Annotated in this window: 15 protein-coding genes, 1 tRNA gene and 1 rRNA gene; 13 read left to right on the top strand and 4 right to left on the bottom strand. The window is 69.5% G+C overall.

Translation table 11 applies throughout. From position 1 onward, the window contains the following. From rrf to ACFYPC_RS36375, 3 genes are all read left to right on the top strand, one after another. Positions 1-88: ribosomal RNA gene (gene rrf, locus ACFYPC_RS36385) — 5S ribosomal RNA — on the top strand; the annotation flags it as partial. A 113-nt stretch (positions 89-201) separates the two neighbouring features. Beyond that, positions 202-864: a DegT/DnrJ/EryC1/StrS family aminotransferase gene (locus tag ACFYPC_RS36380; RefSeq protein WP_391891621.1), complete on the top strand. Its 663-nt coding sequence runs from the start codon at positions 202-204 to the stop codon at positions 862-864. Positions 865-958: 94 nt separating this feature from the next. Further along, positions 959-1,034: transfer RNA gene (locus tag ACFYPC_RS36375), tRNA-Thr, on the top strand. Positions 1,035-1,108: 74 nt separating this feature from the next. Here ACFYPC_RS36375 and ACFYPC_RS36370 read toward each other — a convergent pair. Beyond that, the gene (locus ACFYPC_RS36370; RefSeq protein ID WP_391891620.1) at positions 1,109-3,850 is read right to left on the bottom strand and encodes a SpoIIE family protein phosphatase; all 2,742 of its coding nucleotides are present in this window, start codon (positions 3,848-3,850) and stop codon (positions 1,109-1,111) included. A gap of 316 nt (positions 3,851-4,166) precedes the next feature. On the opposite strand from ACFYPC_RS36370, the gene ACFYPC_RS36365 reads away from it, so the two are divergent. The 10 genes from ACFYPC_RS36365 (at position 4,167) to ACFYPC_RS36320 (ending at position 19,107) form a co-directional block, all read left to right on the top strand. Next, the gene (locus ACFYPC_RS36365) at positions 4,167-9,653 is read left to right on the top strand and encodes a HAMP domain-containing protein (RefSeq protein WP_391891619.1); all 5,487 of its coding nucleotides are present in this window, start codon (positions 4,167-4,169) and stop codon (positions 9,651-9,653) included. A 256-nt stretch (positions 9,654-9,909) separates the two neighbouring features. Further along, positions 9,910-10,596: a two-component system response regulator gene (locus ACFYPC_RS36360; protein ID WP_385740625.1), complete on the top strand. Its 687-nt coding sequence runs from the start codon at positions 9,910-9,912 to the stop codon at positions 10,594-10,596. Positions 10,597-10,867: 271 nt separating this feature from the next. Next, positions 10,868-13,591 (top strand): DNA translocase FtsK, encoded by a 2,724-nt coding sequence (locus ACFYPC_RS36355; RefSeq protein ID WP_391891618.1) that lies wholly within the window; start codon positions 10,868-10,870, stop codon positions 13,589-13,591. A gap of 264 nt (positions 13,592-13,855) precedes the next feature. Further along, a complete protein-coding gene (locus ACFYPC_RS36350; RefSeq protein WP_391891617.1) occupies positions 13,856-14,707 on the top strand; it encodes a helix-turn-helix domain-containing protein in 852 nt (283 codons plus the stop codon). A 106-nt stretch (positions 14,708-14,813) separates the two neighbouring features. After that, the gene (rimO, locus tag ACFYPC_RS36345; protein ID WP_391891616.1) at positions 14,814-16,286 is read left to right on the top strand and encodes a 30S ribosomal protein S12 methylthiotransferase RimO; all 1,473 of its coding nucleotides are present in this window, start codon (positions 14,814-14,816) and stop codon (positions 16,284-16,286) included. After that, positions 16,283-16,996 (top strand): CDP-diacylglycerol--glycerol-3-phosphate 3-phosphatidyltransferase, encoded by a 714-nt coding sequence (gene pgsA, locus ACFYPC_RS36340; RefSeq protein ID WP_391891615.1) that lies wholly within the window; start codon positions 16,283-16,285, stop codon positions 16,994-16,996. Before rimO ends, pgsA begins: the two co-directional genes overlap by 4 nt. After that, positions 16,993-17,538 (top strand): CinA family protein, encoded by a 546-nt coding sequence (locus ACFYPC_RS36335; protein ID WP_391891614.1) that lies wholly within the window; start codon positions 16,993-16,995, stop codon positions 17,536-17,538. The genes pgsA and ACFYPC_RS36335 overlap by 4 nt, the downstream gene beginning before the upstream one ends. Positions 17,539-17,647: 109 nt before the next feature. Beyond that, positions 17,648-18,025 carry a helix-turn-helix domain-containing protein gene (locus ACFYPC_RS36330; protein ID WP_266474405.1) on the top strand — a complete coding sequence of 126 codons (378 nt, stop codon included), beginning with the start codon at positions 17,648-17,650 and terminating at the stop codon, positions 18,023-18,025. Between the two features lie 255 nt (positions 18,026-18,280). Next, on the top strand, positions 18,281-18,766 hold the full coding sequence (locus tag ACFYPC_RS36325) for a Dps family protein (RefSeq protein ID WP_391891613.1): 486 nt from the start codon (positions 18,281-18,283) through the stop codon (positions 18,764-18,766). Between the two features lie 98 nt (positions 18,767-18,864). Further along, positions 18,865-19,107 carry a hypothetical protein gene (locus ACFYPC_RS36320; protein ID WP_391891612.1) on the top strand — a complete coding sequence of 81 codons (243 nt, stop codon included), beginning with the start codon at positions 18,865-18,867 and terminating at the stop codon, positions 19,105-19,107. Between the two features lie 84 nt (positions 19,108-19,191). Here the strand turns inward: ACFYPC_RS36320 and ACFYPC_RS36315 are convergent, their stop codons facing one another. From ACFYPC_RS36315 to ACFYPC_RS36305, 3 genes are all read right to left on the bottom strand, one after another. Continuing rightward, positions 19,192-19,956: an SDR family NAD(P)-dependent oxidoreductase gene (locus ACFYPC_RS36315; protein ID WP_391891611.1), complete on the bottom strand. Its 765-nt coding sequence runs from the start codon at positions 19,954-19,956 to the stop codon at positions 19,192-19,194. Positions 19,957-19,988: 32 nt separating this feature from the next. Beyond that, positions 19,989-20,858 (bottom strand): Fpg/Nei family DNA glycosylase, encoded by an 870-nt coding sequence (locus ACFYPC_RS36310; RefSeq protein ID WP_391891610.1) that lies wholly within the window; start codon positions 20,856-20,858, stop codon positions 19,989-19,991. Positions 20,859-21,003: 145 nt separating this feature from the next. Beyond that, positions 21,004-26,325 (bottom strand): ATP-dependent helicase, encoded by a 5,322-nt coding sequence (locus tag ACFYPC_RS36305; RefSeq protein ID WP_391891609.1) that lies wholly within the window; start codon positions 26,323-26,325, stop codon positions 21,004-21,006. Between the last annotated feature and the right edge of the window lie 71 nt (positions 26,326-26,396).

The raw sequence follows: 26,396 nt of genomic DNA, 5'->3' as shown, positions 1-26,396 counted from the left end.
CGGTTACATTCCGAACCCGGAAGCTAAGCCTTACAGCGCCGATGGTACTGCAGGGGGGACCCTGTGGGAGAGTAGGACGCCGCCGAACTATCTTTGGAGAGCTGGTCCCTGAACTTCGGTTCAGGGACCAGCTCTTTTTTGTTTTCCGTTACTTGGAATTCACGTTGCGCGACCAACATCCGCGGCATGGGTACTGCTGCAATGCTCAGGGCCGCAGGCGTCGGAGTCGGTGACGAGGTCATCGTGCCGGCCTTCGGGAACGTCGATGTCGCCGAGGCCGCCGCCCAGGCCGGTGCGGCGGTCGTCTTCGCCGACATCGACCCGACGACGTACTGCCTCGACGCCGACGCGGTCGAGGCAGTTGTGACGCCGCAGACGGCGGCCATCGTCGTCGTGCACCGCTTCGGGCGGTCGGCGGACGTGGTGCGGCTCCGGGAGATCGGGCAGCGGCGGGGGCTGTTGGTGCTGGAGCAGGGTGAGTCCGAGGTGCCGTACGACGAGGTCGCGCAGCGCAGGGCGCGGGCGGCGTATCTCGACGCGCGGCTGCGCGGGGTGAGGACTCCGGACGGTGGCGATGGGCACACATACCAGCAGTACGTCGTGCGGGTGCCGGGCAATGGAAGGCCGGACCGGGACGCCTTCGCTCGGGCCGTGCGGGCCAGGGGAGTTGAATGCTCGGTGCCGGTGAAGACGCCGGTTCACCGGCTGGCCGGATTCCGTCGGGACATACACCTGCCGGTGACCGAGCGGGCCGCGGACGACACTCTCGCGCTGCCCGTGGACGGCGCGTTGACGAAGCGGGAGATGCAGCGGATCGTGTCCGCGTGCAACGCGCTCGGTGGGCTGCTTCAGCCCGCAGGCTGATCCGGGCCTGAGCGAGCGGGACTTGTTGGGCGCACGCTTCTGTTCGGGGTATGATCTATTCCGTTGCCGCGAGGGAAACCTCGAACGGTGACTTGCCCCCCTAGCTCAGTCGGCAGAGCGTCTCCATGGTAAGGAGAAGGTCAACGGTTCGATTCCGTTGGGGGGCTCCAGTAAGAAAAGGCCCCCGCCCTTATGGGCGGGGGCCTTTGTCGTACCCCGAAGCGTCGTACCCGGAAGTGGTGTCTCAGTCCTTCTGGAGGCCAGGGACCCGCATCGCCAGGATCGCCATGTCGTCGGACGGGGCGTCGGAGGCGAAGCGTTCGACCGCGCGCATGATGCGGGCGGCCACCGCGCCTGCTGTGAGGCCCGTGCAGGTGGTGAGGACGTCCGTGAGGCCGTCGTCGCCGAGCATGCGGGTGCCCTCGCGGCGTTCGGTGACGCCGTCCGTGACGCAGAGGAGGACATCGCCCGGGTCGAGCGTGATGGTCTGCTCGTAGAGCTCCAGGTCGTCCATGACACCGAGAAGCGGCTGCGGATCGGCGGCCGGTTCGACCGTGCCGTCCTGCCGCAGGCGGAGGGGGAGCGGGTGGCCGGCGCAGACCACCTTCAGAAGCGCCGAACCGTCCTGCTGGGGCCACAACTCGCCGTACAGGAGCGTAAGGAACCGGCTGCGGGCGCCCTCATCGAGGATCGCCGAGTTCAGGCGCTCCAGGACGGCCGGGCCGGTGAAGCCCTCCCGGGCCAGCAGCCTGAGTGCGTGCCGGGCCAGGCCGGTCACCGCCGCCGCCTCCGGGCCCGTACCGCAGACGTCGCCGATCGCGAAGCCGTAAGCGCCGTCACGGATCGGGAAGAGGTCGTAGAAGTCGCCGCCGACTTCGTTGCCCTCGCCGGCCGCTCGGTAGATGACCTCGACCTCGACGCCCTCGATCTGCGGGAGTTCCGGCGGCAGGAGGCTGCGCTGGAGGGACTGGCTGATGGCCGTGCGCTCCGAGTACAGGCGGGCGTTGTCCAGGGCGAGTGCGGCCCTGCGGCTCAAGTCCTCGGCGAGTTCCAGGATTTCCTGGCGGAAGTGTTCGTCCGAGGGCTTGCCCAGCGTCAGCATCCCGATGACGCGGTTGCGTGCCACGAGGGGAAGTACGACCGTCTCGCCGCCGACTGCCGCGGCCGTGGCGAGAGTTGTGCCGACGCCCGAGCTGAGGCTCGCGCGTTCACCGAGGCTGCGCATGGAGGTGCGCAGGGCTGATTCGTGGGCGGCTTGGGCGGGGGCGGACCAGACGCGGGCGCCCGGAGTGGGGACCGGGTCCGGCGGGGAGATCTTGGACAGCAAGGCCTTGAGGCCGTCGATGCGCTCCTCGTCCTCGTGCAGAACATACGAGAGATACGGGTCGGACGCCTGGTCGGCGATCGTGTAGACGGCGCACCAGGTGGCCAGGGTCGGGACCGTCATCTGGGCCATGAGGGCCAGCGTCTGGTCGCGGTCCAGGGTGCCGGCGAGGAGGTCGGAGGCCTCGACGAGGAAGGACAGCGAGCCGCGGCGCAGGCGTTCCAGCTCGCCCAGCCGGGCGGACTCCACTGCCAGCGCGATGCGGTCGGCGGCGAACTGGAGGCGCAGGGCCTCTTCGTTGGAGTATCTTCCCGGTCCCTCCGCGGCGACGCCGAGGGAGCCGGTGAGGCGGCCCTCGACCTTCAGCGGGACGGTGACGACCGAGCGCATGCCGGTGCCGTTCAGGAGGGGGACAGCGCCGGGGACGACCGTCAGGTCCTCGTGGACTGCCGGCATACGGGCCGAGCCGTAGCGCCCGGGGCCCGCCTCGACGGGGACGCGGGCGAAACGCTGGCGGGCGGAGGGGAGGCCCGTCGAGGCTCGTACCTCCAACTCCGTTTCGTCGTCGGTCGCCAGGAGCAGGAAGGCGGAGTCGCCGTCGAGCATGTCGCGGGCGCGTTCCACCGTGCGCTGGAGGAGGCCGTCCAGGTCGTCGGGGGCCGGGGAGCCGATGAAGACCTCGAAGGGATCGGAGGCGTGGCCCTCGGAGCTGGTGGTCGTGTCGGTGGCCGAGACGCGCAACGGGGTCTGCAGGACGGCGCGTTCGTGGTCACGTACGAGGAGGCAGACCGTGGAGGGCTCGCCGCCGGTGTCGCGGACCCGAAGGTGTGAGGCGTACACGGGAAGCACCCGGCCGTTGGCGCCGCGGATGCCGTACGTGCCTTCCCAGCGCGAGAGTTGGAGGGCCTCGACGATGCCGGTGGAGGTGCCGGGGGTGTGCGGCCAGGCGGCGAGGTCGGTGAGCGGCTTGCCGATGACGAGCTCGGCCGCGTATCCGAAGAGGTCCTCGGCGTCTTCGTTCCAGGCGTTGATCGCGCCGGCCCGGTCGATCTGGACGACCGCGACGCGGACGCGGCCGTCGGCGAGGGGGAGGAGGTGGGCCGGCAGGGCAGGGCCGGCGGTCCGGGTGCCCACCGCGCGTTCGGGGAGTTCGAGCTGGAACCAGACCTGCTTCTGCGTGGGCGTGTACTCGACACCCCAGCGGCCTGCCAGGGCCGCGCAGAGCTGGAGGCCGCGGCCGCCCTCGTTGTCCGGGCTGCCCATGTTGACAGCCGTCCCCTGGAGTGGAATTTCACGTTCCGGGTAGCGGTCCGCCACCTCGATGCGCACGCCGTCGTCGCTGCGCAGACACAACACATCCGCGGAGGTGCCCGCATGCACGACGGCATTGGTGACCAGCTCGCTCGTGAGGACCACGGCGTCGTCGACGATGTCGGCGAAGCCCCAGCCCTGGAGGGTGTCACGGACGAAGGAACGGGCGGTCGCGACCGAACGCCCCACGGGCTCGAAACTGGCGGCCGCGCGCGCGGTGATCACAGAACTCCTCGTCCGGTTGTCGGCATGCGGGGCTCCATGGCCGCCCCGCTCCTGCCGGGGCAGAGCGTGGTCCCCCGTCGGTCGGGGATCCTGGGGCGGTCCCCCAGGATGCAGTCCGGTGGTCATGGTGCGGCGCCCCTCCGATGCCTGCCCGCTCGTGCTCGTGCCACCGCCCAGGCCGGACGGACCGGCATGGCTGGACAGCCGCAAGCAAGGTTACTTACCTTCGCCGTCCATGCGGATGCCGGTTGCACTGTTTCCGTCCGGAGGGTGTGCGGACGGTGTGCGAAGCTGCCGAACTGTTATGGCCGGGTTCAGGCATGGTGAAACACTGGGCAAGCTTCAGGAGAAGGTCCTGGCAGGGTGAGTGCCTGCCGGCACACGGAGCAGTAGTACCCGAGTACGCCGAGCAGTAATGGTCGACCCTTCTGGGAGGGACACAGTGGAGTCTGGCGCAGCGACGCGGGGCACTGAGACGCGCGCGAAAAGCGGACGGCCCCTGAACGACCGGCGCCCACCACGCAACGGCACCACCGAGGTGGACACGGCTGCGCTGAACCGGCTGATGGCGGCCCTGGTGTCGATGCGGGACGGGAACTTCCGCAAGCGGCTCACGGTGTCAGGCGACGGCGTGATGTCCGAGATCGCGGCGGTTTTCAACGAGGTGGCCGACCGGAATCTGCATCTGACCGGTGAGCTGTCACGGGTGCGGCGCGTGGTCGGGCGTGAGGGGAAGCTCACGGAGCGGCTGGAGGTGGGGGCCTCCGAGGGGTCCTGGGCTGCCGCGATCGACGCCTCCAACGCCCTGGTCGACGATCTCGTACGGCCTGTCTCCGAGGTCGGCCGGGTGCTTTCCGCGGTGGCGGAGGGCGACCTGTCGCCGCGGATGGACCTGCGGGCGCAGGCCGCGGACGGGAACGGGCACCCGCTGCGCGGCGAGTTCCTCAAGGTCGGGCGCACGGTCAACAATCTGGTCGACCAGTTGTCGACGTTCACCGACGAGGTCACCCGGGTGGCCAGCGAGGTGGGCACCGAAGGCAAGCTGGGAGGTCAGGCCCGGGTACGCGGTATGTCCGGTTCGTGGAAGGATCTCACGGATTCGGTCAACACCATGGCGTACCGGCTGACGGCTCAGGTGCGTGACATTGCTCTCGTGACGACGGCGGTCGCCAAGGGTGACTTGTCCCGGAAGGTCACGGTTCACGTGGCCGGCGAGATGCTGGAGCTGAAGAACACCGTCAACACGATGGTCGACCAGCTCTCCTCGTTCTCCTCCGAGGTGACGCGTGTCGCGCGTGAGGTGGGTACGGAGGGTGAGCTCGGTGGCCAGGCCAAGGTGCCGGGTGTGGCGGGTGTGTGGAAAGACCTCACCGATTCGGTGAATCTTATGGCCGGGAATCTCACGGCCCAGGTGCGCGGTATCGCGCAGGTGACGACGGCGGTCGCCAGTGGCGATCTGTCACAGAAGGTCACGGTGAGTGCGCGCGGTGAGGTCGCGCAGCTCGCCGAGACGATCAACCAGATGACCGAGACGCTGCGGACGTTCGCCGACGAGGTCACACGCGTGGCCAACGAGGTCGGTGGCGAGGGGCGGCTCGGCGGGCAGGCGAACGTGCCGGGTGCGGCGGGGACGTGGAAGGACCTGACGGACTCCGTCAACACGGTCTTCCGGAATCTGACGACCCAGGTGCGTGACATCGCCGCGGTGACGACGGCGGTGGCCAATGGTGACCTCTCGCAGAAGGTCAGTGTCGAGGTCGCCGGCGAGATGCTGGAGCTGAAGAACACCGTCAACACGATGGTGGACCAGCTGTCGTCGTTCGGCGCCGAGGTCACGCGTGTGGCGCGCGAGATCGGTGTCGAGGGTGAACTGGGCGGGCAGGCGCAGGTGCCGGGTGCGGCGGGGACGTGGAAGGACCTGACGGACTCCGTCAACACGGCCTTCCGGAACCTGACCGGGCAGGTCCGCAACATCGCGCAGGTGACGACGGCGGTCGCCAACGGTGATCTGTCGCAGAAGGTCACCGTCGATGTCTCCGGCGAGATGCTCCAGCTGAAGAACACCGTGAACACGATGGTGGACCAGCTGTCCTCGTTCGCCGATCAGGTCACGCGGATGGCCCGCGACGTGGGCACCGAGGGGCGCCTGGGCGGTCAGGCCCGCGTGGACGGCGTATCGGGCACGTGGAAGGAACTCACCGACTCCGTCAACTTCATGGCGGGGAACCTCACTTCGCAGGTACGGCAGATCGCGCAGGTCACGACCGCCGTGGCCCGGGGTGATCTCTCCCAGAAGATCGACGTGGACGCGCGCGGGGAGATCCTGGAGCTGAAGAACACCATCAACACGATGGTCGACCAGCTCTCCGCCTTCGCGGACCAGGTGACACGGGTCGCCCGTGACGTGGGTACGGAAGGCAGGCTCGGTGGGCAGGCGCAGGTGCCCGGCGTCGCCGGTGTGTGGCGCGACCTGACCGACTCCGTGAACGGCATGGCCGGCAACCTCACCGCCCAGGTGCGCAACATCGCGCAGGTCGCGACGGCGGTCGCGCGCGGTGACCTCTCGCAGAAGATCGACGTGGACGCGCGCGGCGAGATCCTGGAGCTGAAGAACACTCTCAACACGATGGTGGACCAGCTCTCGAACTTCGCCGAGCAGGTGACGCGGGTGGCCCGCGAGGTGGGCACCGAGGGGCAGTTGGGCGGTCAGGCCGAGGTGCAGGGTGTCTCCGGCACCTGGAAGGACCTCACCCAGTCGGTGAACTTCATGGCGAACAACCTCACCATTCAGGTGCGGAACATCGCCGAGGTCACGACGGCGGTCGCCAAGGGTGACCTGTCCAAGAAGATCACTGTCGACGCGAAGGGCGAGATCCTCGAACTCGTCACCACCGTCAACACGATGGTCGACCAGCTCTCGAACTTCGCCGAGCAGGTGACTCTGGTGGCCCGCGAGGTGGGCACCGAGGGCAACCTGGGCGGACAGGCGCGGGTGCCGGGTGTCACGGGCATCTGGAAGGACCTGAGCGACAACGTCAACGTGATGGCCAACAACCTGACCAACCAGGTGCGGAACATCTCGCAGGTCGCGGCCGCGGTGGCCAACGGCGACCTCACCAAGACGGTCACCGTCGAGGCGAGCGGCGAGGTCGCCCAGCTCGCCGACACCGTCAACACGATGGTGAAGACGCTGAGTTCGTTCGCCGACCAGGTCACCAAGGTGGCCCGCGAGGTGGGCACGGACGGAATCCTGGGCGGCCAGGCGCACGTACCGGGAGTCGCCGGCACGTGGAAGGACCTCACCGAGTCGGTGAACGGCATGGCGTCGAACCTGACCGGCCAGGTCCGAAACATCGCGATGGTCACCACGGCCATCGCGAAGGGTGACCTGACCAAGAAGATCGACATCGACGCCCGTGGCGAGATGCTGGAGCTCAAGACCACCATCAACACGATGGTCGACCAGCTGTCGTCGTTCGCCGAGGAGGTCACCCGCGTGGCCCGCGAGGTGGGCACGGAAGGCCAGCTGGGCGGCCAGGCACGGGTGCGGGACGTCGACGGCACCTGGCGCGACCTCACGGAGTCCGTGAACGAGATGGCCGGGAACCTCACCCGGCAGGTGCGGGCCATGGCGCGCGTGGCGACCGCGGTGACGCGCGGCGATCTGAACCTGAAGATCGACGTGGACGCCTCCGGCGAGATGCAGGAGCTGCAGGACTACATCAACAAGATGATCGCCAACCTGCGCGACACCACCATCGCCAACAAGGAACAGGACTGGCTCAAGGGCAACCTCGCGCGGATCTCCGCCCTGATGCAGGGTCGCCGCGACCTGGACGACGTGGCCTCGCTGATCATGAGCGAGCTGACTCCCGTCGTCGCCGCGCAGCACGGCGCGTTCTTCCTCTCCATGCCGCTGGTCGACGGCAAGGACGTGCTCATCGAGGACGAGGACGCGTACGAGCTGCGCATGCTCGGGTCGTACGGCTACTCGATGGGCTCCATGCCGACGTCGTTCCGGCCTGGCGAGGCGCTGATCGGAACGGCCGCCAAGGAGAAGCGCACGATCCTCGTGGAGAACGCCCCGAGCGGCTATCTGAAGATCTCCTCGGGCCTTGGCGAGGCGCCGCCGGCGCAGGTGATCGTCCTTCCGGTGCTCTTCGAAGCGACCGTGCTGGGCGTCATCGAACTGGCGTCGTTCACGCCGTTCACGCAGATCCAGAAGGACTTCCTGAACCAGATCGCCGAGATGATCGCGACGAGCGTCAACACCATCTCCGTCAACACGAAGACGGAGGTGCTGTTGAAGCAGTCGCAGGAGCTGACCGAGCAGCTCCAGGAGCGGTCGGCGGAGCTGGAGAGCCGGCAGAAGGCACTCCAGGACTCCAACGCGCAGTTGGAGGAGAAGGCCGAGCAACTCGCCCAGCAGAACCGGGACATCGAGGTCAAGAACACCGAGATCGAAGAGGCCCGGCAGGTCCTGGAGGAGCGCGCCGAGCAACTCGCGGTCTCGATGCGCTACAAGAGCGAGTTCCTGGCGAACATGTCGCACGAACTGCGTACGCCGCTCAACTCGCTGCTGATCCTGGCCAAGCTGCTCGCCGACAACGCGGACACCAACCTCACTCCGAAGCAGGTCGAGTTCGCCGAGACGATCCACGGGGCGGGCTCGGATCTGCTCCAGCTGATCAACGACATCCTCGACCTGTCGAAGGTCGAGGCGGGCAAGATGGACGTGTCGCCGACGCGCATCGCGCTGGTCCAACTCGTCGACTACGTAGAGGCCACTTTCCGTCCACTGACGGCGGAGAAGGGCCTCGATTTCTCCGTACGCGTGTCGCCGGAACTGCCTGCCACGCTGCACACGGACGAACAGCGCCTCCTCCAGGTGCTGCGCAACCTGCTCTCCAACGCGGTGAAGTTCACCGACTCCGGAGCGGTCGAGCTGGTGATCAGGCCCGCCGGTGCGGAGGTTCCGGTGGCCATCCGGGAGCAGCTCCTGGAGTCGGGTTCGCTGCGGGACGCGGACGCCGATCTGATCGCGTTCTCCGTGACGGACACCGGCATCGGGATCGCGGCCAGCAAGATGAGGGTGATCTTCGAGGCATTCAAGCAGGCGGACGGCACGACCAGCCGGAAGTACGGCGGCACGGGCCTGGGACTCTCCATCTCGAGGGAGATCGCGCGCCTGTTGGGAGGTGAGATCCACGCGCAGAGCGAACCTGGACGTGGCTCCACGTTCACACTGTATTTGCCGTTGCACCCCAGTGAACTGCCTCCCCAGGGCTACGGGCAGCTCGCGCCGACGCTGGAGGCCGGGGAGTTGCTGGCTTCCGAGGCGGAGCTGGCCGGCGCGGGCATCCAGATGCAGGCCGAGATGAAGTCGTACCAGGAGACCCAGAACGGGCCCGCCGCGCTCTTCCGACGGCGCCGCAGGGCGGTGTCCGCGGACGAGCAGCGGAGCGCGTCGGCGGGCCAGTCGGGCGTGGCGGAGCAGTGGGCGCCCGCGGGCCGGCCGGACGGGGCGCAGCAGCCGCGCCGGGGGATCCGGTTCGAGGGTGAGAAGGTGCTCATCGTCGACGACGACATCCGCAACGTGTTCGCGCTGACCAGTGTGCTGGAGCAGCACGGCCTATCGGTGCTGTACGCCGAGAACGGCCGTGAAGGCATCGAAGTCCTTGAGCAGCACGACGATGTGACAGTCGTTCTGATGGACATCATGATGCCGGAGATGGACGGCTATGCGACGACGACGGCGATTCGCAGGATGCCGCAGTTCGCCGGGCTGCCGATCATCGCCCTCACGGCGAAGGCGATGAAGGGCGACCGGGAGAAGGCCATCGAGTCCGGCGCTTCGGACTACGTCACCAAGCCGGTCGATCCCGATCACCTGCTCACGGTGATGGAACAGTGGATGCGCGAGCAGTGACGCACTCCTGTCGGAGAGCCTGTCGGGGCGCCCCTTCTCGCATAACTCACTGTGCCCGAAGCGGTGTAGAAGCACGGGATTCGGGGAACCTTCTGGTCTCCCGCTGCGTTTCTGCTACGTGCACAGTGACATCGCGGTGACAGGGTGTGGCGACAGGCGGGGTGCGGCTACCATGACCGGCACAAGGGCGGGCGACGCAACGGAGTCGTCCCCTGGGGCGGCGCCCGGTGCACTGCCGGGGCGAGGAGGGCGGGCCATGGTGCAGAAGGCCAAGATCCTCCTGGTCGATGACCGGCCGGAGAATCTGCTGGCGCTGGAGGCGATCCTCTCCGCGCTCGATCAGACACTGGTGCGGGCATCGTCTGGGGAGGAAGCGCTCAAAGCACTACTCACGGACGACTTCGCGGTCATTTTGCTTGACGTCCAGATGCCGGGCATGGACGGCTTCGAAACCGCCGCGCACATCAAGCGGCGAGAACGTACTCGGGACATCCCGATCATCTTCCTCACCGCCATCAACCACGGCCCGCATCACACCTTCCGGGGGTATGCGGCCGGTGCGGTGGACTACATCTCCAAGCCGTTCGATCCATGGGTGCTGCGCGCGAAGGTCTCCGTCTTCGTCGAGCTCTACATGAAGAACTGCCAACTCCGGGAGCAGGCGGCGCTGCTGCGGCTCCAGTTGGAGGGTGGCGGCGGCAGGGCGGCGCTGGGCGAGGCCAAGGAGCCGGCCGGGCTGCTCGCCGAACTCTCCGCTCGGCTCGCGGCCGTTGAGGAACAGGCCGAGGCGCTGTCCAAGCAACTGGACGACGACTCGGCGGACGCGGCGGCGGTGGCGACCGCGGCCCATCTCGAACGCAAACTCACTGGGTTGCGCAGAGCCCTGGACGCTCTGGAGCCCGGCACGGGGAACGGCGCGGCTTCGGTGCCGTCGCAGAACTGAGCGAGGTCCTTCCGGTAGCGGTCAATGACCGTTGTCAGAGCTCCGTACCTGCCCTGTCCGTGGCTGTCCGTGGCCGGCGATTTGTTCGGGCCGTCCCCGGCCGGGGTGGGTCGAGAGCGTGTTCGTGAGTGCCGCCGTGCGTCGTTGGTGTGCGCCAGGAGAGCAAGGCCGGTGAGCCGGCGTCAGTTTCGGGTTCCGCTCCGGGCGACACGAACGGGTGAAGCGGTAAGCACACGTGTCCGCTGTCGTCTCCACCGGTAACCTCACACACATGGCCTCACGTCAGTCCGCAGCCAAGAAGCCGCCCGCGAAGAAGGCGGCCGCTCCGACGAAGGCCCCCGCGAAAAAGGCCGCCGCGAAGAAGGCGCCTGCCAAGAAGGCCGCGGCGAAGAAGCCCGCACCCGCGCCGGCGCCCAATCCGACCGCGGGCGTGTACAGACTCGTCCGCGCCCTCTGGCTGGGGGTCGCGCACACCGTCGGAGCGATGTTCCGCGGCATAGGGCGGGGCGCCAAGGGGCTCGACCCGGCGCACCGCAAGGACGGTGTCGCGCTGTTGCTGCTCGGCCTGGCACTGATCACCGCCGCGGGTACCTGGTCCAATCTGCAGGGCCCCGTCGGCGACCTCGTCGAGATGCTCGTCACCGGCGCCTTCGGCCGCCTCGACCTGCTGGTCCCGATACTGCTCGGCGTGATCGCGGCGCGGCTCATCCGGCATCCCGAGAAGCCCGAGGCCAACGGCCGCATCGTGATCGGCCTGTCCGCGCTCGTCATCGGCGTGCTCGGACAGGTCCACATCGCGTGCGGGGCGCCCGCGCGGAGCGACGGCATGCAGGCGATAAGGGACGCCGGCGGGCTGATCGGCTGGGGTGCGTCCACCCCGTTGACGTACACGATGGGTGACGTCCTCGCCGTACCACTCCTTGTGCTTCTTACGATCTTCGGTCTGCTCGTCGTCACGGCGACTCCCGTCAACGCGATTCCGCAGCGCCTGCGGCTGCTCGGCCAGAAGCTGGGCATCATCCAGGCCGACGAGGACGAGGACCGCTTCGGGGAGGACGACGAGCGCTACGACGAGCAGTGGCGTGAGGCGCTCCCCACGCCCTCCAGGAGGCGCTCTCGCACCCCTGAGGAGTACAACCCCGACACTGCCGAGCAGGAGGCGCTCAGCAGGCGCCGTGGCCGCTCCAGGCGGCTCGCCGTGCAGCAGCCCGACATGAACCGGCCGATGGACGCGGTGGACGTCGCCGCTGCCGCCGCTGCCGCGCTCGACGGTGCCGTGCTGCACGGGATGCCGCCCTCGGCGCTGGTCGCGGATCTGACGCAGGGCGTCGGCGCCGAGCGGGACGGGTTCGAGGAGACGACGCCGGTACCGGCCGCGCGCGCCAAGCTCGTCCCCGGAGCCAAGCGGCCCAAGCAGGAGGTGCTCAAGGCCGAGTCCGTCGTGCCCGACCTCACGAAGGCCGCGCCCGACCAGTCGCGCGAGCTGCCCCCGCGCGCGGAACAGCTTCAGCTCTCCGGCGACATCACCTACTCGCTGCCGTCGCTCGACCTCCTGGAGCGCGGCGGCCCGGGCAAGACGCGCAGCGCCGCCAACGACGCGGTCGTCGCCTCTCTCCAGAACGTCTTCATGGAGTTCAAGGTCGACGCCTCCGTCACCGGCTTCACACGCGGCCCGACGGTCACCCGGTACGAGGTCGAGCTCGGCCCCGCCGTGAAGGTCGAGCGGATCACGGCGCTCGCCAAGAACATCGCGTACGCCGTCGCCAGCCCCGATGTTCGGATCATCAGCCCGATCCCCGGCAAGTCGGCGGTCGGCATCGAGATCCCTAACTCCGACCGCGAGATGGTCAACCTGGGCGACGTGCTGCGCCTCGCGGACGCCGCCGAGGACGACCACCCGATGCTCGTCGCGCTCGGCAAGAACGTCGAGGGCGGCTACGAGATGGCCAATCTCGCAAAGATGCCGCACGTCCTGGTGGCCGGCGCGACCGGCTCCGGCAAGTCGTCGTGCATCAACTGCCTGATCACGTCCGTCATGGTCCGCGCGACCCCCGAGGACGTGCGCATGGTCCTCGTCGACCCCAAGCGCGTCGAACTGACCGCGTACGAGGGCATTCCCCACCTGATCACGCCCATCATCACCAACCCGAAACGGGCGGCCGAGGCGCTGCAGTGGGTCGTACGGGAGATGGATCTGCGCTACGACGACCTCGCGGCGTTCGGGTTCCGGCACATCGACGACTTCAACGAGGCCATCAGGAACGGCAAGGTGAAGCTGCCCGAGGGCAGCGAGCGCGAGCTGACGCCGTACCCGTACCTGCTGGTGATCGTCGACGAGCTCGCGGACCTGATGATGGTCGCGCCGCGGGACGTCGAGGACTCGATCGTGCGGATCACGCAGCTCGCGCGTGCGGCGGGTATCCACCTGGTGCTGGCCACACAGCGGCCTTCCGTCGACGTCGTCACCGGTCTGATCAAGGCGAACGTGCCGTCACGGCTCGCGTTCGCCACCTCCTCGCTCGCCGACAGCCGGGTCATCCTGGACCAGCCGGGCGCCGAGAAGCTGATCGGCAAGGGCGACGGGCTCTTCCTGCCGATGGGGGCCAACAAGCCGGTCCGGCTGCAGGGCGCCTTCGTCACCGAGGGCGAGATCGCGGCGATCGTGCAGCACTGCAAGGATCAGATGGCGCCGGTCTTCCGGGACGACGTCACGGTGGGCACCAAGCAGAAGAAGGAGATCGACGAGGACATCGGCGACGACCTCGACCTGCTGTGCCAGGCGGCCGAACTGGTCGTCTCCACCCAGTTCGGGTCCACCTCCATGCTCCAGCGCAAACTGCGCGTCGGCTTCGCCAAGGCGGGGCGTCTGATGGACCTCATGGAGTCCCGCGGCATCGTGGGTCCTAGCGAGGGCTCCAAGGCGCGTGACGTTCTTGTGAAGGCTGATGAGCTGGACGGAGTGCTCGCCGTGATTCGTGGAGAAGCTGAAGGGTGAGGAAAACGGGACAGGCCGGCCGCTCCGCGCGTGAGTTCGCGGCATATGGGTACTTGATCGTGACCCACCTGTAAGGGATCGGTGCGCAACCGTTTCCCTTCCGCGTACGTCAAGTTGAGCGAGGGGACACGTACGTGTCTCATGATCAGGGTGACCGGCCGTTCTGATGGCGTAAGAAGTCCTGCCGCCCGGTCGCCCCAACCTTTCTCACCCCCCTAAACTGAACCTCCAGCGCAGGTGGCTACACGCTCGAAAGGCGCCCCCGTGTCCATCGGCAATACCCCCGACGGCAACTCCCCCGAAGACGAGCGTCCGTTCGCAGACGACCGCGCGGCAGAGCAGCCTTCGATCGGCCGTGCCCTGCGGCAGGCCCGCGTCACGGCCGGGCTGACCGTCGATGACGTCAGCAACGCCACCCGGGTCCGCATCGCCATCATTCACTCGATCGAGCAGGACGACTTCGCTCCCTGCGGGGGCGACGTCTACGCGCGCGGTCACATCCGGACCCTGGCGCGCGCCGTGCACATCGATCCCGCCCCGCTGCTCGCGCGCTACGACGCCGAGCACGGCGGGCGTCCCGCGCCGACGCCGGCAGCCCCGCTCTTCGAGGCGGAACGTATCCGTCCCGAGCGGCGCGGGCCGAACTGGACCGCCGCCATGGTCGCCGCGATCGTCGCGGTGATCGGCTTCGTCGGTTTCACCGTGGTCAAGGGCGGCGGTGAGGACGACTCGAAGACGCAGGTCGCCGAGGGATCCACGCCGGCCACCAGCAAGCCCGCGACCAAGCCGACCACGGCCAAGCCCGTCGAGCCGAAGCCGGAGCCGTCCGACAGCGCCATCGCGGCCGCCCCGCAGGACAAGGTGACCGTCCAGGTGAGCGCCCCCGACGGGCGCAGCTGGATCTCGGCCAAGGACCACAGTGGGCGGCTGCTCTTCGACGGCCTCCTGGAGCGCGGCCAGTCCAAGACCTTCCAGGACCAGGAGAAGATCGATCTGGTGCTCGGCGACGCGGGCGCCATCCAGCTGCACGTGAACGGCAAGGAAATCGCGGACGAGTTCCAGCCCGGTCAGGTCGAGCGCCTCACCTACACGAAGGGTGACCCCGAAGTCGGCTGATCGACTCGGGGGAGCACCCCCAAGGGGACAGGCAGTCACGGGGTTGGCCAAGATCGGCCAACCCCGTCGACGTGGGCTGTCAGTGGGACGAAGTAGTCTTGAGCCCATGCCTGAACGCCGTACCGTCGCACTCGTCACCCTTGGCTGCGCCCGTAACGAGGTGGACTCGGAGGAGCTCGCAGGCCGCTTGGAGGCGGACGGCTGGCAACTCGTGGAGGACGCCGAGGACGCGGACGTAGCCGTCGTCAACACCTGTGGCTTCGTCGAGGCCGCCAAGAAGGACTCCGTCGACGCCCTCCTGGAGGCCAATGACCTCAAGGGCCACGGGAGAACCCAGGCCGTCGTGGCCGTGGGCTGCATGGCCGAGCGGTACGGCAAGGAGCTCGCCGAGGCACTGCCCGAGGCCGACGGCGTACTCGGCTTCGACGACTACGCCGACATCTCCGACCGACTCCAGACCATCCTGAACGGCGGCATCCACGCCGCGCACACCCCGCGCGACCGTCGCAAGCTGCTGCCGATCAGCCCTGCCGAGCGGCAGTCCGTCTCCGATGTCGCTCTTCCCGGCCACGGCGCCCCCTCCGACCTCCCGGACGGCGTCGCTCCGGAGTCAGGGCCCCGCGCGCCCCTGCGCCGCCGTCTCGACGGTTCGCCCGTCGCCTCGGTGAAGCTCGCCTCCGGCTGCGACCGGCGCTGCTCCTTCTGCGCCATCCCGTCCTTCCGCGGCTCGTTCATCTCGCGGCGCCCGAGCGACGTGCTCAACGAGACCCGCTGGCTCGCCGAGCAGGGTGTCAAGGAGGTCATGCTGGTCTCCGAGAACAACACCTCGTACGGCAAGGACCTCGGCGACATCCGCCTCCTGGAGACGCTGCTCCCCGAGCTGGCGGAGATCGAGGGCGTCGAGCGCGTGCGGGTCAGCTACCTGCAGCCCGCCGAGATGCGCCCCGGACTCATCGACGTCCTCACCTCGACGCCGAACATCGCGCCCTACTTCGACCTCTCCTTCCAGCACTCCGCGCCCGACGTGCTACGCGCGATGCGGCGCTTCGGTGACACCGACCGCTTCCTGGAACTGCTCGACACGATCCGCTCCAAGGCTCCGCAGGCCGGCGTGCGGTCCAACTTCATCGTGGGTTTCCCGGGTGAGACCGAGGCCGATCTCGCGGAGCTGGAGCGATTCCTGACGGGTGCGCGGCTCGACGCGATCGGTGTCTTCGGTTACTCGGACGAGGACGGCACGGAGGCGGCGACGTACGAGCACAAGCTCGACGAGGACGTCGTCGCGGAGCGGCTGGCGCGGGTCTCCCGGCTGGCCGAGGAGCTTGTCTCGCAGCGGGCCGAGGAGCGCGTCGGGGAGACGGTGAGTGTCCTTGTCGAGTCGGTGGACTCCCCGGAGGGCGCCTTCGGGCGTGCCGAGCACCAGGCACCCGAGACGGACGGCCAGGTGTTGTTCACGAGCGGCGAAGGCCTGACCGTCGGTCGTATCGTCGAGGCCAAGGTGGTCGGTACGGAAGGTGTCGACCTGGTGGCCGAGCCGCTTCTGGGCTCGCTCCCGTGTACTGAGGAGGCGGGCAGATGACCGGAGCCCCGGCATCCGCGGCGGGCGGCTCCCCCAGCGCGAAAGGCGCGGCGGGCGCTCCCGGCGCACCGGGGGGCGCGAAGCCTGTGCGGGCCGGGAAGCTGGGCGCTGCGGCAGTCAACCAGGCCAGCCTCTGGAACATCGCCAACCTGCTGACCATGCTCCGGCTCGTCCTCGTGCCCGGCTTCGTCGCCCTGATGCTGGCCGACGGCGGGTACGACCCCGCGATGCGCGCGTGGGCCTGGGCGGCCTTCGCCGTCGCCATGATCACCGACATCTTCGACGGTCATCTGGCGCGCACGTACAACCTTGTGACCGACTTCGGAAAGATCGCCGACCCCATCGCCGACAAGGCGATCATGGGTGCGGCGCTGATCTGTCTGTCCTATCTCGGCGATCTGCCGTGGTGGGTGACGGGGGTGATCCTCGGGCGTGAGCTCGGGATCACCCTGCTGCGCTTCGTGGTGATCCGTTACGGGGTCATCCCGGCGAGCCGCGGCGGCAAGGTGAAGACACTGGTCCAGGGCACGGCGGTCGGGATGTACGTCCTGGCGCTGACGGGCCCGCTGGCCACCCTGAGGTTCTGGGTGATGGCCGTGGCGGTCGTGCTGACCGTGGTCACGGGGCTCGACTATGTGAGACAGGCCATTGTGCTGCGCAGGAGCGGGCTCGCCGAGCGACTGGCGGTCACCGAGGAGGCGGAGCGGTGAAGTCACTGGCCACTGAAGTGCTCCGACTACTCACGGTGAGAGGTGAGACGCTCGCCGTGGCAGAATCCCTCACCGGTGGCCTGGTGGCGGCGGAGATCACAGCGGTGCCTGGGGCGTCCAAGGTCTTCCGGGGCTCCGTGACCGCGTACGCCACCGAACTCAAGCATGAACTGCTCGGCGTCGACGCCACTCTGCTGGCCGAGCGCGGGGCGGTGGATCCGCAGGTCGCAGCCCAGATGGCGGCCGGCGTGCGCAAGGCTCTCGGCGCGGACTGGGGGATCGCCACGACGGGTGTCGCCGGGCCCGATCCCCAGGACGGACAGCCCGTCGGTACGGTTTTCGTGGCTGTCGACGGGCCGTCGGATGCCTCTTCCGATGCCGCCGGTGGCGGGAAAGTCGTACCGCTGCGGTTGAACGGCGGCCGTGCGGACATCCGTATGGAGAGTGCGCAGAGCGTTCTCGCACTGCTCCTGCAGGAGCTTGCGGGCGAACAGACCGGGAATGAGCGGGCACAGGATACGGAACAGAACGGGGGGTTTTGATGTTTGCAGCCCTGAGTGAACACGACATCGCTCCCCGCACGGCCGCGGCGCAAGGCGGTACGGTGGGGCGTGAAGGATGCGGCTACGCGGTCCGAGGAGGGAGCCACCGATGATTCTGCTCCGTCGCCTACTGGGTGACGTGCTGCGTCGGCAGCGCCAGCGCCAGGGCCGTACTCTGCGCGAAGTCTCCTCCTCCGCCCGAGTCTCACTCGGCTATCTCTCCGAGGTGGAGCGGGGGCAGAAGGAGGCATCCTCCGAGCTGCTCTCCGCGATCTGCGACGCGTTGGACGTACGGATGTCCGAGCTCATGCGGGAAGTGAGCGACGAGCTCGCTCTCGCCGAGTTGGCACGGTCGGCCGCGGCCACCGAACCGGTGCCCGCACCGGTGCGTCGCCCGATGCTCAATTCCGTATCGGTGACCGGCGTGCCACCGGAACGGGTCACGATCAAGGCGCCTGCGGAGGCGGTCGACGTTGTCGCCGCCTGACGCCCCCTGATGTGGCGCTCATGAACTGAGAACGCGTGCAGGAAGCCCCGGCTGGGGCCTTCGGGAAACCTGGAGGAGCCGGCCGGGGCTTTCGCATGCCCTCGACCACCCCATTCATTTCCCGTCACGAGGCGCCGCCGTCGGCGGTGGGCGCGAAGGCCCCCGGTTCGCCCGCTCAATCCTGCCCGACTTCGAGTGACCCGAATTGTTCATATATGTCATTGTTGGTGACGTCGCGAAAATCGGAGGATTCTGATGTACGTCGTCAAGAGCTCGTTGCCCGACGCGGACCTGAAGACCGTGGCCGAGGCGTTGCAGGGCGCACTGGTCGACTTGGTCGACCTCTCCCTGGTGGCCAAGCAGATCCACTGGAACGTGGTCGGACCGCGCTTCCGCTCCGTCCATCTGCAGCTCGACGAGGTCGTGGACACCGCGCGGCTGCACTCCGACACCGTGGCGGAGCGCGCTTCGACGCTGGGCGTCTCACCCGACGGGCGGGCTGCGACCGTGGCGTCAAGCAGTGGCATCGGCTCGACGCCCGAGGGCTGGGTCAAGGACACGGACGCTGTGGGGGCGCTCGTGGACGCGCTGAGCGCGGTGATCGCGCGGATGCGGGAGCGGGTGGCGGCGACCGGCAACCCCGACCCGGTGAGCCAGGACATCTTCATCGGGATCACGGCCGATCTGGAGAAGCACCACTGGATGTTCCAGGCGGAGAACGTCGAGGCGGAGAACCGGTGACCCGTCCGCTGCGGGGGCTCAGGGTGCGTCTGTGTGCCGCCGGTGCGCCCTGTCGGGCGTGAGAGCGGTGTTCTAGCTTCGGGCTGGAGGTGGCGGCCATGGCAGGGCGGATAGTGCGTTGGGGGGTGGTTCTGGGGCTTGGCGGGCTGTGGTGGTGGAGCGTGCTCCGGCTCGCACTGGTGCCTGGCGCGGGAGTCCTGGAGGGGGCGGTCGCGGCCGGCGGATGGGGGCTGAGCCTGTTGCCGGTGCACTGCGTTCCGAAGGCGAAGGCGAAGGCGAAGGTGCGGGCGTGGCGGGGCGTGGCGCCGTCAGGGACTCGCGGCGCTGTTGTCAGGGAGTGAGGGGGCGGCGACGTCCGGGCTGGCGTCTCCTGAGGGGCGCCACTTGGCGTGGGGGGAGGGGCTGCTGAGCTCCTGGCGCAGGGGCTACCACGGCATGGTGACTCCACCGTTGGGGCGGAGGATCTGGCCCGTGGTGAACGCCGACGCGTCGCAGGCCAGGTGCAGCACGGCGTGGGCGACGTCCTCCGGTTCGCCGACGCGCCCCAGCGGGGCCAGTCGGGCCATGACTGCCTCGGTGTGCGCCTGTGCGTCCCCGTCGTGCCGTGCTGTCATCGGCGTACGGATCCAGCCGGGCGCCACGGCGTTGACGCGGATGCCGTGCGGGCCGATCTCGGTGGCCAGGGTCTTCGTCAGCTGGACTACCGCCGCCTTCGCCGCGCCGTAGCAGAACAGGCCGGGACCACCGGTGTCGACGGCGCCGGAGGCCATCGTGATGATGCTGCCGCGGGTACCGGTCTCGATCATTGCGCGGGCCGCTTCCTGGCAGGCGTACAGCACGCCCTTGAAGTTGACGCTCAGAACGCGGTCCAGGTCCTCGTCCCTGGTCTCCAGGACCGGGCTGCTGTGCATGATCCCGGCGACCGCTGCCATGACGTCCAGGCGCTCGCAGGATGCGACGGCCTGCCTGAGCTGGTCGCGGTCGGTCACGTCGAGCGGGTGCGTGTGGGCGGCGCCGCCTTGCCCCTTGATCAGAGTCGCTGTCTCATGCAGGCCCTGCGCATCGCGGTCCGCGCAGTGGACGGCGGCTCCCGCCTCGGCGAGCAGAACGGCGGACGCGCGGCCGATGCCGCCGGCCGCGCCGGTGACGAACGCGGTGCGTCCGGTGAGGTCGTACGCCTTGACGGCCATGAAGGGACCGTACGAGGGTTTCTGACGGTCCGTCAATTGGCTGTACGTCGGTGATCTGTGCGGGGTTTGGCGTTGCCCGGTGGAGGCGTGGGCCCCACTTGGCAGGTCGGGCACCAATAGGTGGGGCGCTCGCGGGAGCCGTCGCCCTGGTCGGCAGAGCGGACCGGGGTGTGGCAGCGCAGGCAGGGGCGGGCTGTGCGGCCGTACACATAGAGGTTCTGGGCGCGTCCCGAGGTGCCGCGTCCAGTGCTGTTGCTGCCCGTGGTGTTGCGGGCCGGGCGGTCGCGGTTGGATTCGAGGAGCTTCTTGGCCAGAGCCGGCAGGTGAACGGCACGGTCGGCGGGGAGCGCGCCGATGGGGAGCCAGGGTGTGACGCCGAGGAGGAAGCACAGCTCGCTCTTGTACACGTTGCCGATGCCCGCGAGGTTGCGCTGGTCGAGCAGGGCTTCGCCGAGCAGGCGGGCCGGGTCGCGCAGCAGGTTCTCCAGGGCCTTGTCCGGGTCCCAGTCCGGGCCCAGGAGGTCGGGGCCGAGGTGGCCCACGGCGCGGTCCTCGTCGGTGGTGCGGATCAGCTCCAGCACGGGCAGCCGGTAGCCGACGGCTGTGCGGTCCGCGGTGCCGAGGATGGCTCGGATCTGGTGGGCGGGGCCGCCGCTCCAGCGCTGCCCGTTCGCATACACCTTCCACGAACCGTCCATGCGCAGATGGGAGTGCAGGGTCAGACCGCCCTCGATCCTGGTGAGAAGGTGCTTGCCCCGCGGGGTCACGTCCAGGACGGTGCGGCCGGTGAGGTCGGCGGTGGCGAACTTCGGTACGCGCAGGTCGGAGCGGGTCAGCACCTTGCCGGCGAGGGCGGTGTGCAGCCGCCTCGCGGCTTGCCAGACAGTGTCTCCTTCGGGCATGAGTCCAGGGTGGCATGTCGGGGAGTGGGGGCCTTGGGATGCCTCGGGGGTGGTCGGGTGGGTGGTCGGGTCTCTCCGGCCGGGATTGTCGGATCGGTATGGGGTGGCGCGCTTCTTTGGGGTGGCCGTGCCGCTTGGACGGGCACTATGCGCGGAGGCGCAGTCCGCGGGGGGTCGCGATGAAGCCCACTCCTTCCAGGAGGGTGCCGAAGGGGGAGGTCAGGGCGGAGGTGCCGTTGACACGCTCCACCGTGACCGTGCCGAGGGAGCCGGCGCGGGCCGCTGCCGCGAGGGACTCGGCTGCGGCGCGCAGGCGGGCGTCATGCGTGACGCCGCCGTCCGGGTCGGCAGGCCAGGCCAGCAGGGTCTTGCCGCCACGCTCCATGTACAGCGTCAGCTCGCCGTCGACGAGCACGACCAGAGAGCCTGCCTTCCGGCCGGGCTTGTGTCCTGCGCCGGTCGGGGGCTCGGGCCACGGGAGGGCCGCGCCGTAGGCGTTGGCGGGGTCGGCGGCGGCAAGGACGACTGCTGGGGAGCTTGCGCGGCTGCGGGAACGCGGACGGCTGCCCCGGTGGGCGACGGTGTTGGGGAATCCAGGGCCTTCGGGGAATCCAGGGCCCTCGCGGTATGCGGAGCCTTCGGGGTATGCAGAGCCTTCGGGGTATGCGGAGCGGGTTGAGAAGGCGGAGTCGGCCGGGTCGGCGGAAAAACCGTGGTCGTCGGCGAGGCCGGAATCGGATGGGACGGGCGGGCCGGGCGGGCCGGGTGGGAAGTCGAAGGAGTTTGTGGGATCGAAGGCCCCGGGGTCGCGGAGGTCGCCGGGGGTGCCCGGGTGGCTCGGAGCGTTGAAGAGGCTGAGGGGGTCAGCCGGGTCGAGGCTGTCGGGGAAGCTTGAATTGTGGTCGCCGTCGCCCGACAAGGCGGGGGTGCGTGGGGTGCCGCGGTTGCCGGAGGGAGCGCTGGGGGGTGGGGAACCGGCTTCGCCCGGGAAGTCCGGGACGCCCGTGGAGGTGTGGCCGCCTGGAGAGTCCGGGGTGCCTGTGGAGCTGCTGTCGGCCGGAAGGCTCGAGGTACTCGTGGAGGTGTGGCCGTCGGCAAAGCTTGAGGTGCCTGGGGAACTGTCGGCCGGGAAGCCTGAGTTACTCGCGGAGTAGCGGTCATCCGGGAAGGCGTGCTGGTTTGGGAATCCGTCCGAGAGGAGGTCCGGTTCGTCCAGGGCTTCGCCCCGGTCCCGGGCGTTCGCCGCCGCGCGCAGGCGGTCCACTGCGCCGTCCATTGCGAACTGGGCCGCGCCGAGTCCTTCGACCACGTATCCGCGCCGTGCCTGGCCGCTGTCCTCGAAGGCGGACAGGATGCGGTAGATCGCGGAGAAGCCGCCCTCGACGCCCTCGGCGGCGACAGCGCCCCGGGTCACCACGCCGTGCCGGTCGAGCAGTGTGCGGGCCAGGGCGTGGGCGCGCACGGTGAGGTCGGGCTCGCGCTCCGGGAGCAGGGACCACCGGCCTGCCACGGTCGGCGGGCCGGTACGGGACTGGGGGCGCGCGGAGCCGGTCACGGAGCCGTAGCGCCCGCGTGGCATCGAGCGCTTGGCGCGGTGGGCCGTGGATCCGGCGGTGCGGCCCGAGCCCAGCAGGGAGCGCATCGGGGCCAGCGTGTCGTTCGTGAGCCGTCCGGACCAGGCCAGGTCCCAGATCGCGTCGGCCAGTTGAGGATCGGTGACGTCCGGGTGCGTGGTCGCGCGGACCTGGTCGGTGATCTGACGGAAGAAGAGGCCGTAGCCCCCGGAGAGAGCGTCCAGGATGGATTGGTGGAGCGCGGTCAGTTCCAAGGGGTGCGGGGAGGGAAGCAGCAGTGGGGCAGCGTCCGCCAGGTACAGCGAGACCCAGCCGTCCTTGCCCGGCAGTGACCCGGCCCCGGACCAGACCACCTCGCCGGCCGCGGTGAGCTCATCAAGGTGTGCGGGGGCGTAACCGGTGACCCGGGACGGCAGGACGAGCTTCTCCAGCGCTGACGCGGGAACGGACGCGCCCTGCAACTGCTCGATGGCGCGGACCAGTCCGTCGATGCCGCGCAGCCTGTGTCCGCTGCCGATGTGCTGCCACTGCGGCAGGAACTGTGCGAGCGCGGCGGGCGGCACCGGCTCAAGCTCGTGGCGCAGAGCCGCGAGTGAACGGCGCCGCAGCCTGCGCAGGACCGCCGCGTCGCACCACTCCTGACCGATACCCGCCGGATGGAACTCCCCCTGCACGACGCGTCCGGCCGAGGCGAGTCGATGCAGGGCGCCGTCGGTGACGGCTGTACCGAGCCCGAAGCGGGCGGCGGCCGTCGTCGACGTGAACGGGCCATGGGTGCGCGCGTACCGCGCGAGGAGGTCACCGAGCGGGTCCTTGACCGGCTCGGTGAAGGCCTCCGGGACACCGACGGGCAACGCCGTGCCGAGCGCGTCACGCAGTCGGCCCGCGTCCTCGATGGCGGCCCAGTGTTCGGCTCCGGCGACCCGGACCCGGATGGCGCGGCGCGAGGCGGCCAACTCCTGGGCCCACTGCGGCTCGGCGCCGCGCTCGGCCAGTTCGGCGGCAGTGAGCGGGCCGAGCAGGCGCAGCAGGTCGGCGACGCCCTCGACGTCCTTGATGCGGCGGTCCTCGGTGAGCCACTGAAGCTCCCGCTCGAGCTCGGTCAGAACTTCGGCGTCGAGCAGCTCGCGCAGCTCGGCCTGCCCGAGGAGTTCGGCGAGGAGCCGCGAGTCCAGGGACAGGGCGGCGGCGCGCCGTTCGGCGAGCGGCGAGTCGCCCTCGTACAGGAATTGGGCGACGTATCCGAAGAGCAGCGAGCGGGCGAACGGCGAGGGCTCCGGGGTGGTGACCTCGACCAGGCGCACCTTGCGGGACTCGATGTCGCCCATCAGTTCTGTGAGGCCAGGGACGTCGAAGACGTCCTGGAGGCATTCGCGAACGGTCTCCAGGACGATCGGGAACGAGCCGTACTCGCTTGCCACCTCGAGTAGTTGGGCGGCGCGTTGCCGTTGCTGCCAAAGCGGCGTGCGCTTTCCCGGACTGCGGCGCGGCAGCAGGAGGGCCCGGGCGGCGCACTCGCGGAAACGGGAGGCGAACAGTGCCGAGCCGCCCACCTGGTCGGTGACGATCTGGTTGACGTCACCCTTGTCGAAGGCGACGTCCGCGGCGCCGACGGGTGCTTGGTCCGCGTCGTATTCGGTGCCGGCCTTCGTCGGTGTCTGGTCGAGCAGGTCGAGGCTCATGAGGTCGGCGTCGGGCAGCCGTAGCACGATGCCGTCGTCCGCGTGCATGACCTGGGCGTCCATGCCGTAGCGCTCGGAGAGCTTGGCGCCGAGCGCGAGGGCCCAGGGGGCGTGGACCTGCGCGCCGAAGGGGGAGTGCACGACGACCCGCCAGTCGCCCAGCTCGTCGCGGAACCGCTCGACGACGATGGTGCGGTCGTCCGGGATGTGACCGCATGCCTCGCGCTGTTCGGCGAGGTAGGAGAGCACGTTGTCCGCTGCCCAGGCGTCCAGACCCGCGGCGAGCAGCCGGAGCCGGGCGTCTTCCTTGGGAAGGGAGCCCACCTCGCGGAGGAACGCGCCGACCGCGCGGCCCAGTTCGAGTGGGCGGCCCAGCTGGTCGCCCTTCCAGAACGGCAGCCTGCCGGGGACGCCGGGTGCGGGAGAGACCAGGACGCGATCGCGGGTGATGTCCTCGATGCGCCAGGAGCTGGTGCCGAGCGTGAAGACGTCGCCGACGCGGGACTCGTAGACCATCTCCTCGTCGAGCTCGCCGACCCGGCCGCCCCCCTTCTTGGGGTCGGCTCCCGCGAGGAAGACCCCGAAGAGTCCGCGGTCGGGAATCGTGCCCCCGGAGGTGACGGCGAGGCGCTGTGCGCCGGGGCGCCCGGTGACCGTACCGGCGACGCGGTCCCACACCACTCGGGGCCGCAGCTCCGCGAAGGCGTCGGACGGATAGCGACCGGCGAGCATGTCGAGCACGGCCGTGAACGCCGACTCCGGAAGCGATGCGAAGGGCGCCGCACGGCGGACCGTGGTGAGCAGATCGTCGACCTGCCAGGTGTCGAGGGCGGTCATCGCGACCAGCTGCTGAGCGAGCACGTCCAGGGGGTTGGCCGGGACCCGGAGGGACTCGATGGAGCCGGTGCGCATGCGCTCGGTGACCACGGCGGCCTGTACGAGGTCGCCTCGGTACTTGGGAAAGACGACGCCCGTGGAGACCGCGCCCACCTGGTGACCCGCGCGGCCTACGCGCTGGAGCCCGGAGGCCACGGACGGCGGTGACTCGACCTGGATGACGAGATCCACCGCGCCCATGTCGATGCCGAGTTCGAGGCTGGAGGTGGCGACCACGGCGGGGAGGCGGCCCGCCTTCAGGTCCTCCTCGACGAGCGCCCGCTGTTCCTTGGAGACCGAGCCGTGGTGGGCGCGGGCCAGGACCGGTGGGGCACCCTGTGCCGCGCCCGAGCCGCCCATCAACTGGGCCGGTGCGTGGGCTTCATCGAGAGGCTCGCCGGTCGCCCTCTCGTACGCGATCTCGTTGAGCCGGTTGCAGAGCCGCTCCGCCAGGCGGCGGGAGTTGGCGAACACGATGGTGGACCGGTGGGACTGGACCAGGTCGGCGATCCGCTCCTCGACGTGCGGCCAGATGGACGGTTTCTCCGCGCCTTCGTTGGCATCGGCGACCGGGGAGCCGCCCAGCTCACCCAAGTCCTCGACCGGGACGATCACGGAGAGGTCGAATTCCTTGCCGGACGGCGGCTGGACGATCTCCACCTTGCGCTGGGGAGACAGGTAGCGCGCGACCTCGTCCACGGGGCGCACGGTTGCGGAGAGGCCGATGCGGCGGGCCGGCTTGGGCAGCAGCTCGTCCAGGCGCTCCAGAGTGAGCGCGAGATGGGCGCCGCGCTTGGTGCCCGCCACCGCGTGCACCTCGTCCAGGATCACTGTCTCGATGCCCGTCAGCGCCTCGCGCGTGGCCGACGTCAGCATCAGGAACAGCGACTCGGGGGTGGTGATCAGGATGTCCGGAGGACGGGTGGCGAGGGCGCGGCGCTCGGCGGGCGGGGTGTCGCCGGAGCGGATGCCGACCTTCACCTCGGGCTCGGGCAGCCCGAGCCGCACCGACTCCTGCCTGATGCCAGTGAGCGGGCTGCGCAGGTTCCGCTCCACGTCCACCGCCAGGGCCTTGAGCGGTGAGACGTACAGCACCCGGCAGCGCTTCTTGGGGTCGGAGGGCGGCGGGGCCGAGGCCAGCTGGTCGAGCGCGGCGAGGAACGCGGCCAGGGTCTTGCCGGAGCCGGTCGGGGCGACGACAAGGACGTCCGAGCCCGCACCGATGGCCGCCCACGCCCCGGTCTGGGCCGCGGTGGGCGCGGAGAACGCCCCCGTGAACCAGCCGCGGGTCGCGGGGGAGAAGCCGTCGAGGGCTCGGTGTGCGGAGCTGACCATGTGTCCATCCTGCACCCGGCCACTGACAATCGCTCTGACCTGCGGAAATGTGATGGTGGCGGCTGTGTCGG

Source organism: Streptomyces sp. NPDC005808, assembly GCF_042871385.1.
Classification (GTDB): domain Bacteria; phylum Actinomycetota; class Actinomycetes; order Streptomycetales; family Streptomycetaceae; genus Streptomyces.
The sequence above is the reverse complement of the archived record's forward strand: the minus strand, read 5'-3'. Positions and strand labels throughout refer to the sequence as shown.

Excerpts from the sequence above, each read along its gene's own strand:
- ACFYPC_RS36380 (WP_391891621.1), top strand. The coding sequence starts at position 202 with ATGCTCAGGGCCGCAGGCGTCGGAGTCGGTGACGAGGTCATCGTGCCG.
- pgsA (WP_391891615.1), top strand. The coding sequence starts at position 16,283 with ATGACCGGAGCCCCGGCATCCGCGGCGGGCGGCTCCCCCAGCGCGAAA.
- ACFYPC_RS36320 (WP_391891612.1), top strand. The coding sequence starts at position 18,865 with ATGGCAGGGCGGATAGTGCGTTGGGGGGTGGTTCTGGGGCTTGGCGGG.
- ACFYPC_RS36315 (WP_391891611.1), bottom strand. The coding sequence starts at position 19,956 with ATGGCCGTCAAGGCGTACGACCTCACCGGACGCACCGCGTTCGTCACC.
- ACFYPC_RS36325 (WP_391891613.1), top strand. The coding sequence starts at position 18,281 with ATGTACGTCGTCAAGAGCTCGTTGCCCGACGCGGACCTGAAGACCGTG.
- ACFYPC_RS36370 (WP_391891620.1), bottom strand. The coding sequence starts at position 3,850 with ATGACCACCGGACTGCATCCTGGGGGACCGCCCCAGGATCCCCGACCG.
- ACFYPC_RS36310 (WP_391891610.1), bottom strand. The coding sequence starts at position 20,858 with ATGCCCGAAGGAGACACTGTCTGGCAAGCCGCGAGGCGGCTGCACACC.
- rimO (WP_391891616.1), top strand. The coding sequence starts at position 14,814 with ATGCCTGAACGCCGTACCGTCGCACTCGTCACCCTTGGCTGCGCCCGT.
- ACFYPC_RS36360 (WP_385740625.1), top strand. The coding sequence starts at position 9,910 with ATGGTGCAGAAGGCCAAGATCCTCCTGGTCGATGACCGGCCGGAGAAT.
- ACFYPC_RS36355 (WP_391891618.1), top strand. The coding sequence starts at position 10,868 with ATGGCCTCACGTCAGTCCGCAGCCAAGAAGCCGCCCGCGAAGAAGGCG.
- ACFYPC_RS36305 (WP_391891609.1), bottom strand. The coding sequence starts at position 26,325 with ATGGTCAGCTCCGCACACCGAGCCCTCGACGGCTTCTCCCCCGCGACC.
- ACFYPC_RS36330 (WP_266474405.1), top strand. The coding sequence starts at position 17,648 with ATGATTCTGCTCCGTCGCCTACTGGGTGACGTGCTGCGTCGGCAGCGC.